Origin of the sequence: Mesobacillus sp. (genome assembly GCF_049588175.1) — a bacterium.
Classification (GTDB): Bacteria; Bacillota; Bacilli; order Bacillales; family Cytobacillaceae; genus Mesobacillus.
This window is the reverse complement of sequence record NZ_JBAVFI010000123.1, coordinates 1-7,116: the sequence shown is the minus strand read 5'-3', so window position 1 is coordinate 7,116 and position 7,116 is coordinate 1. Positions and strand designations below refer to the sequence as shown.

Annotated in this window: 9 protein-coding genes; 5 read left to right on the top strand and 4 right to left on the bottom strand. The window is 39.3% G+C overall.

Annotation, left to right across the window (positions count from 1 at the left end; translation table 11 throughout):
• Positions 1-37: 37 nt before the first annotated feature.
• Entirely contained in the window at positions 38-1,378 is a 1,341-nt protein-coding gene (locus WB217_RS03065) for an FAD-dependent oxidoreductase (protein WP_423990530.1), read from the bottom strand.
• 142 nt (positions 1,379-1,520) lie between these two features.
• On the opposite strand from WB217_RS03065, the gene WB217_RS03060 reads away from it, so the two are divergent.
• Both WB217_RS03060 and WB217_RS03055 read left to right on the top strand, forming a co-directional pair.
• On the top strand, positions 1,521-1,889 hold the full coding sequence (locus tag WB217_RS03060) for a MazG nucleotide pyrophosphohydrolase domain-containing protein (protein WP_423990528.1): 369 nt from the start codon (positions 1,521-1,523) through the stop codon (positions 1,887-1,889).
• A 119-nt stretch (positions 1,890-2,008) separates the two neighbouring features.
• Positions 2,009-2,611, top strand: coding sequence for a methyltransferase (locus WB217_RS03055; RefSeq protein ID WP_423990526.1), 603 nt, complete (start codon positions 2,009-2,011; stop codon positions 2,609-2,611).
• 150 nt (positions 2,612-2,761) lie between these two features.
• Here the strand turns inward: WB217_RS03055 and WB217_RS03050 are convergent, their stop codons facing one another.
• Entirely contained in the window at positions 2,762-3,682 is a 921-nt protein-coding gene (locus tag WB217_RS03050) for an aldo/keto reductase (protein ID WP_423990524.1), read from the bottom strand.
• A 136-nt stretch (positions 3,683-3,818) separates the two neighbouring features.
• Between WB217_RS03050 and WB217_RS03045 the strand changes: the two genes are divergently transcribed.
• A complete protein-coding gene (locus WB217_RS03045) occupies positions 3,819-4,313 on the top strand; it encodes a PaaI family thioesterase (protein WP_423990522.1) in 495 nt (164 codons plus the stop codon).
• Between the two features lie 84 nt (positions 4,314-4,397).
• Here WB217_RS03045 and WB217_RS03040 read toward each other — a convergent pair whose 3' ends face one another.
• A complete protein-coding gene (locus WB217_RS03040) occupies positions 4,398-4,907 on the bottom strand; it encodes a hypothetical protein (protein ID WP_423990520.1) in 510 nt (169 codons plus the stop codon).
• A 261-nt stretch (positions 4,908-5,168) separates the two neighbouring features.
• Between WB217_RS03040 and WB217_RS03035 the strand changes: the two genes are divergently transcribed.
• Together WB217_RS03035 and WB217_RS03030 are read left to right on the top strand one after the other, a co-directional pair.
• Positions 5,169-5,936, top strand: coding sequence for an SDR family oxidoreductase (locus WB217_RS03035; protein WP_423990518.1), 768 nt, complete (start codon positions 5,169-5,171; stop codon positions 5,934-5,936).
• 36 nt (positions 5,937-5,972) lie between these two features.
• Positions 5,973-6,686: a nucleotidyltransferase domain-containing protein gene (locus tag WB217_RS03030; protein WP_423990516.1), complete on the top strand. Its 714-nt coding sequence runs from the start codon at positions 5,973-5,975 to the stop codon at positions 6,684-6,686.
• Positions 6,687-6,735: 49 nt separating this feature from the next.
• On the opposite strand, the gene WB217_RS03025 is transcribed toward WB217_RS03030, so the two are convergent.
• Positions 6,736-7,116: hypothetical protein (locus WB217_RS03025; protein ID WP_423990514.1), on the bottom strand; the 381-nt coding region annotated here is incomplete at its 5' end.

The following is a 7,116-nucleotide window of genomic DNA, read 5'->3' as shown; positions in this document are numbered from 1 at the left end:
ACTCTGACGGTGTCTTATTTTTTCATAATACGGGATTCTACTCAATTTTATTCTTGCTAGATAAAACACCGGCAAGAATCGCAGGATTAAATAAACTGACAGGATGAGCCTTCAAGTGGAGGACCTTCATGAACTGACTATATACTGTTTGATTATGTGAGCATGCCAGTACGACATTTTTAACATACCTTTGAAGGAAGGAAAGTCCGATTGGTTTTTCACCAGTTGCATGTCGGAACCTAAAATCTTCAGTCAAGGCTATCAGCCATGGGATATCAATGATCTTGCTGATTTTACGATGAAAATCTTTCGTTAATTTTTCCTTGGTCTTTGATGACTTAAGCAACTTTCTCAATACTTCTGCTTCCATGGCTGCGATGCTCATGCCTTGCGCAAAGACAGGATCAATCCTGCAAAAAGAATCTCCTATCACAAGCAAACCAGCAGGGAATTGCTTCAATTTGTCATAATGGAACCTGCGTAAAGCTGGGAAACGATAAATCTCTATTCCTGATTCAGGAACAGCGGTCTTTATTGCTTCATATAGATCAGGCTGATCAAGATTTTTAGCGTACTGCAAAAATGATAAATGATCATTAGGCAGAGGTTCAACTCCATAGCCTAACAGGGTAACTAAGTGCCGATTCCCTTCAAGTGGTGAAATAGTACCGCCTCTGCTTTGCTTTGGAGGATTCGGATAAACGAGCAGGCTATGCCAGTTAGCAGTTGCATCCGCAAGCTTTCCGAAAATCATGCTTGCGTAAAATAAATCAACCTTTACTTCTGTTTTCTTTGGCTTTTTGAAGCCCAATTCTTCCAGCCATTTTGGCGTTAACGAAGCAGCTCCTGATGCATCTACCACTAAATCACCTGAAAGATTCATTTGCCTGCCATCATGTTTTTCTAAGGTAATACCACTAATTTCTTTATTATCTTTTAGAAGAAGCTTTTTAACTGTACAGCCGTACCTAAAATCTATATTCGGTATTATCTCCAGTCTTTTCTGTATATGCCATTCGAGAAAGGAACGGCTTTGCTGGATTATCGATAAGCCTGAATCAAAACTGATTTTCCGGCATCCATGGTGAAACCAGACGAGATCACTGGAAAAGTCAGAGACGGTTGACCCTTCCTTGACCATTTCAGCAATAATACCAGGAAATAATTCTTCAAGGAGCTCTTCTCCGCTTTTTAGCAAAACATGCCCCTGTGAACCTTGCGGAACTCCTTTGCGTATGGCAATGCTATCGTTTTTTTGATCTTTTTCTAATACAATCACTTCTTCAAAAAAATCAGATAAGACCCGAGCTGATAGCTTACCAGCAATGCTTCCACCAATGACGATGGCTCTTTTGCCTTCCATTCTGTTTAACGACATCCTTATACCCCCGCACACGCTCTATGTAACACTAGTATTTTAATGTTGCTTTAATTGATTTATCTATCATAAAGATAAATAATAAGTTTTATAGTAATAGAAATTACATGACACGGATAATTTTACCTAATGGGGTGTAGAAATGAAAGACCTTCAAGCATATATGAAAGATTATCAGAAAGAAATGGGCTGGGAAATCAATGAAGAAAACTATTTTAAAACAAGGGAATCACTGTTGAATAATTACATGCTGCTAACAACAGAGGTAGCAGAGTTTGCAGAGGAGTTAAGAAAGATATTTAACCTGACTCAACAAGGCATCCTGAATGGTTTGGAGCAGGAGGAGGCTTTTTTGCGGGCAAAGGAAAGTGCAAGAGAGGATATAGGAAAAGAACTGGCAGATTGCTTAGCATATTTACTGAAGTTCTATAATTACTTTGATCTAGATTTAGAAGAAAGCTTTTATGGAAAGATGAAAGAGGTTAGAGAACGGAAAAATAAAGATTTTTAATCCGGCCGCAATTGCTCACTTTCAAAATTTGCGTTATCGTTCTATCATTATAAAATAGTGCTATAGTTTGAATGTGAATGGATGAAGATATGCTGCAGTTATTGATAGGAGTTTTTTTAATGTTGGAACATTATTTTGATAAGATACTGAATGTCAAAACGACTGAAGATCAGAAGGGTTTTCACAAGTCTCTGCATTACCACAGATATGAGCCCACACCTTATGCCGCATTGGAATCTTTATTCAAGGAATACAACCTTAATTCTAAGGACATGATTGTAGACTTTGGATGCGGAAAGGGAAGGTTAAATTTCTATCTTAATTACCTTTTCAACTCCAATGTAATTGGAATCGAAATGAATGAGGCTTTTTATTTTGAAGCAATTGAAAATAAAGATCGCTATTTGAAGAATTATAAAAAAAAGGCAGAGAAAATTGAATTCATTTGCTGCATCGCTGAGGATTATAAAATAGGTCCGGCGGAAAATCGTTTTTATTTCTTCAATCCATTTTCGGTCCAAATTTTTATTTGTGTAATCAACAATATCTTGCTTTCAGTCGAGGAAAACAGCAGGGAAGTAGATATTATATTATACTACCCATCTGAGGATTACATTTACTATCTGGAAACTCAGAGTCCTTTTTCGATGGTAAAAGAATTAAACCTGCCGGATCATAATCCAAATGAGCGATTTTTGGTATACCGATTGTCTTATTCATGATTTATATAAGAATTTGCCCACGCATGATGGAAATGCGTTAGCATGTTTTGAGGAGTCATCGCGCCTTCCACTACAATCAACAGGTTTTAAAAAACAACATTGGGATTTAACCAGAGCCTAAAACAAAAAATCCCCAGTAGGGATTTTTTGTTATTTTCCTACACTTTGAGGATGATCATCTTTTGCCAGTTCGGCTGCTTTGGCATTTAATTCAACCTGCTCGGGTGATTTACAGCCTGGAATCACGGCTGTTACGGCAGAATGATTCAAGCACCAAGCTAACGCCCAGGAAGCCATCGGTATATCCTGAGGCACTTCCGTCCGGCTTATTTCTTCAACTTGCTTTAAAAGACTCGCTGTTTCTTCAAAATCATGCTTTGAACGAACATCGTCACTTCTAAAAACTGCACCAGGCTTGTATTTGCCGCTCAAATAACCGCTTGCAAGCGGGACCCGTGCAAGCACTCCAAGATTTTGTCTTTCGCTAGAAGGAAAAATCTTTTCCTCCGGCTTTCGATCAAGCCGATTGTAAACAACTTGAATAGCTCCCACATTTACATTTGATGCTTTGTCTGTTTGGTAGCTCTCTTCATTCGACCTGAGGGAGATACCAAGGTGACGTATTTTCCCTGCCTGTACCTGTTTATCAAGCATCGTCCAGAGTTCATCGTTATTAAATTCTTCATCACTACAAGAATGTGCCTGATAAAGGTCTATATATTCATTTTTTAAGGAATTCAATGAAGCGTCTAGCTGGGAGAGTACATCGCTTGCACTCCAATGTCTTGTCCGCTCAAAATTATTGTGAAAATGGTGACCAAATTTTGTAGCCACAATCCAATCTTCACGCTTATTCCGGCTAAGATAGTCTCCAATAAGTGATTCAGATAGGTGATCTCCATAGCACTCGGCAGTATCAATGAAATTGATTCCGGTTTCGCTGCCTTTATTTAAAATTGCATCGACCTCATATTGAGTAAATACCTTTCCCCATTCACCACCATATTGCCACGTACCAATCCCAACGACCGATATTTCTAAATTCGTTTTTCCTAACCGTCTGTACTTCATCCTATCACCTCATAAAAGTATTTAGATCAATCATAACACGGGTTCATTTTTTGCTGAAATTATACGAATTATAAAGGATTTTACCCTCGTAAGAAGAATTATTATAGAATGTGAGACTGGAAGAGGGGGAATGACTTTGGAAGAGAAAGTGTTGAAAGCAATTCAAGATGATTATCCTGAAGATTTCGCATGGTGCTATGGCTGCGGCAGAATGAATGAACATGGACATCACTTTCGGACCGGCTGGCTTGAAGACAAAACGATGACGATTTACTATCCAAAACCAGAGCATATGGCATTACCAGGCTTTGTTTACGGAGGGCTGATTGGGTCTCTCGTAGACTGCCATGGTACTGGCTCAGCGGCGCTCGCACTTCATAGGAAGAATGGACATGAGCCTGGGGATTCAGCTGAACCACCTAGATTTGTAACTGCCTCTCTACATGTTGATTTCCTGAAACCGACACCACATGGTACTGTTTTGAAAGCAATTGGCAATGTACAGGAAATCCACCCTAAGAAATTCAAAGTAGAAACAGAGGTATTTGCAGGAGATACGCTTTGTGCTCGGGGAGAGGTTGTTGCTGTTGTAATGCCCAGCAGTTTTACGGCAAAGGAGCAGCAAAGCTAAACCTTAGCCGGGATGTTTTTATACAATAAAAATTTGAAATAGTAAAAACCCAGAACATTACATTCTGGGTTTTCTTTTAAACTGTTATTTTACGGGTTCTAACAAAGAAGTTGGCAAATATCCCTCTTCACCTGATTCCTTCATTTTTACCTTCGTACGGCGTATTTCCCTCTCAATGACTTCAACTTCACTATCTTGTTTAATTTCTTTTATCTGGTTATCATTCACAATATTATCAACGCCATTAACGTCGTTAACCTCAATTAATTTATATAATTCATCATAAGCTTCTGGAGTAAGCGCCAGATAAGCATCCGCTTGGACGGTTGCTGTATCACCCTTTTGAAGAGTGTTATCTTTAACTTCTTGCTCGCTTTCTTTATAAGTATCCTTCATATTCTGGATGATACCCGGTGTTTTCTGTTTTATTTTCTCTGCTGCTTCTTTTGTTTTTTCACCTGTTACTGCTGCTGCATTCTTTGTTTCTTCTTCTATTTGTTTTGCACCTTGCTCTGCTTCATCACTGCTGCAGCCCGACCCGATCAGGATGGTCAAACTGAGGGGAATAGCCAGATATTTTAAAGAAAAAGGCATTCAAAATAACCTCCTTTTCGTGTCTGTCTATTTAGTAAGATACCACTGGCTTCTTTATATGAAACATTCAGCCTTAAGACTTCAAAAAATATGAATCCACATTTTATCCTTTTTGAAGGAATTCATCCAAGCTACTTCTCGTGAATAGTTCAGTTGCGTTTCGGTTCCGTTTGCTCAATCCACATTTTCATATCGACAAAATATGGTAGTTCTATAATAATTAAGATAACAATCTGTTTTTTTGAAAGGTAAGGTGATAGCTTGAGAGAGAATAAAGTCGCAATCGTTACAGGCGCAAGCCGATTAAAGGGCATTGGTGCTGCAATATGCCGGGAGCTGGCAGTTGCAGGCTTTGATATATTTTTTACTTATTGGACTGAATATGACAAGGAGATGCCATGGGGGATTCTAAAGGAAGAGCCACAGGCACTAAAAGATGAACTTGACAAGATAGGTGTGAAATCTTTCTGTATGGAATTGGATCTGACCAAGGAGAACTCACCACAAAAGCTCTTTGAATCACTTACTTTCAATTGGTGTTCAGCCGATGTTTTGGTGAACAATGCGGCCTATTCTACCAGCAATGATTTCTTAAATCTGACACCAGCAGAACTGGACCGTCATTATTTAATCAATATACGTGCGACAACCCTCATGAGCATTGAATTTGCAAGGAGATTTAACAAAAATTCAGGCGGAAGAATAATAAACATGACTTCAGGCCAATTTAGAGGACCCATGCCTGGAGAGCTGGCTTATGCCACTACAAAAGGAGCAATCGATGCATTGACTATTACTTTATCGGCAGAATTGGCTTCAAGGGGTATTACCGTTAATGCAGTCAATCCAGGCCCAACCGATACAGGATGGATGGATGATGAGACAAAAAGAGCCTTGTTGCTTAGGTTCCCATTTGGTCGTGTAGGAAAAGCAGAGGACGCAGCTAAACTGGTTAGATTCTTGTCAAGTGAAGAGGCAAAATGGATTACTGGTCAAATCCTTCATTCCGAAGGTGGATTTCTACGATAATCAGTTAATTAAATTGGGATTTGAGGTGAAAGAAGCATGGATACGCGAAGCATACCTGCACCAATCGAGGCTGCAAAGAGATTTATTAAAGATCGTTTTCCATTTTGTGATGCCGCGCTGCTTGCAGGCAGTGTAGTCAGAGGGGAAGCAACACCAACCTCAGATTTAGATATAGTGGTCTTTGATTGTAAAGTGACCTCACCTTATAGGGAGTCATTAAGAGCATTTGGCTGGCCAGTCGAGGTTTTTGTTCATAATTTCCATTCGTATAAACAATTTTTCGAAAGTGATGCTAAAAGGGCAAGACCAAGCTTGCCAAGGATGGTTGCGGAAGGAATTATTCTCAAAAACAGCGATGTATTGCCAGCTATCAGGGAGGAAGCAGCAACCATAATCGAAAATGGGCCTGAAATGTGGACAGAAAAAGAGATTGAAATGAAGCGCTATTTTATTACAGATACACTTGATGATTTCATTGGCTCAACAAAAAGAGTCGAGGAACTCTTCATCGCAAATGCCTTGGCTGATCTTTTACATGAATTTGTACTGAGGACAAATAAACATTGGATTGGCAATTCAAAATGGATGTTCAGGGAATTAACCAGATTTGATCCACAATTTGCAGAGTCCTTTGTCCAGGCTTTTGACAATTATTATAGAATTGGCGAAAAAAGTCAGGTCATTGAGCTTGCAGAATCCATTTTAGAACCGTTTGGAGGAAAGTTATTTGAGGGGTTTTCCATAAAGTAAACAAAAAGCAGCCACTCAGGCTGCTTTATTCATTATTTTCATGAGACATTCAAGCCCTAAAAGAAAATAGCAGCAATAATGCTGATATTCCTTGGACACATATGCTTAACAGCGCAAAGAAAATGATGATTTCCTGTTCTGAAAGAATCGTTGAAGGCAGCCCGCAAATAGCGGGATTCATGACAACCGCACCTGCCATTGTTCCCATAATCGACCCAATTCCGCCATTATAAATTCCAGCGATCAATGTTTGGGCATTCACCATCGAACCAAACAGCCATCCTATTCCTATTCCCAGCAATAGATTGAGCAGACCAGTTATTTCAAAATCGGCAGGAAAAAGCAAAAAAAGGTTCAATGCGGCAACTAGACTTAAAGTGCTGCTGGAAGTCATAACCGAGATATAGCCAAACCTGTCGTTGAATAATAA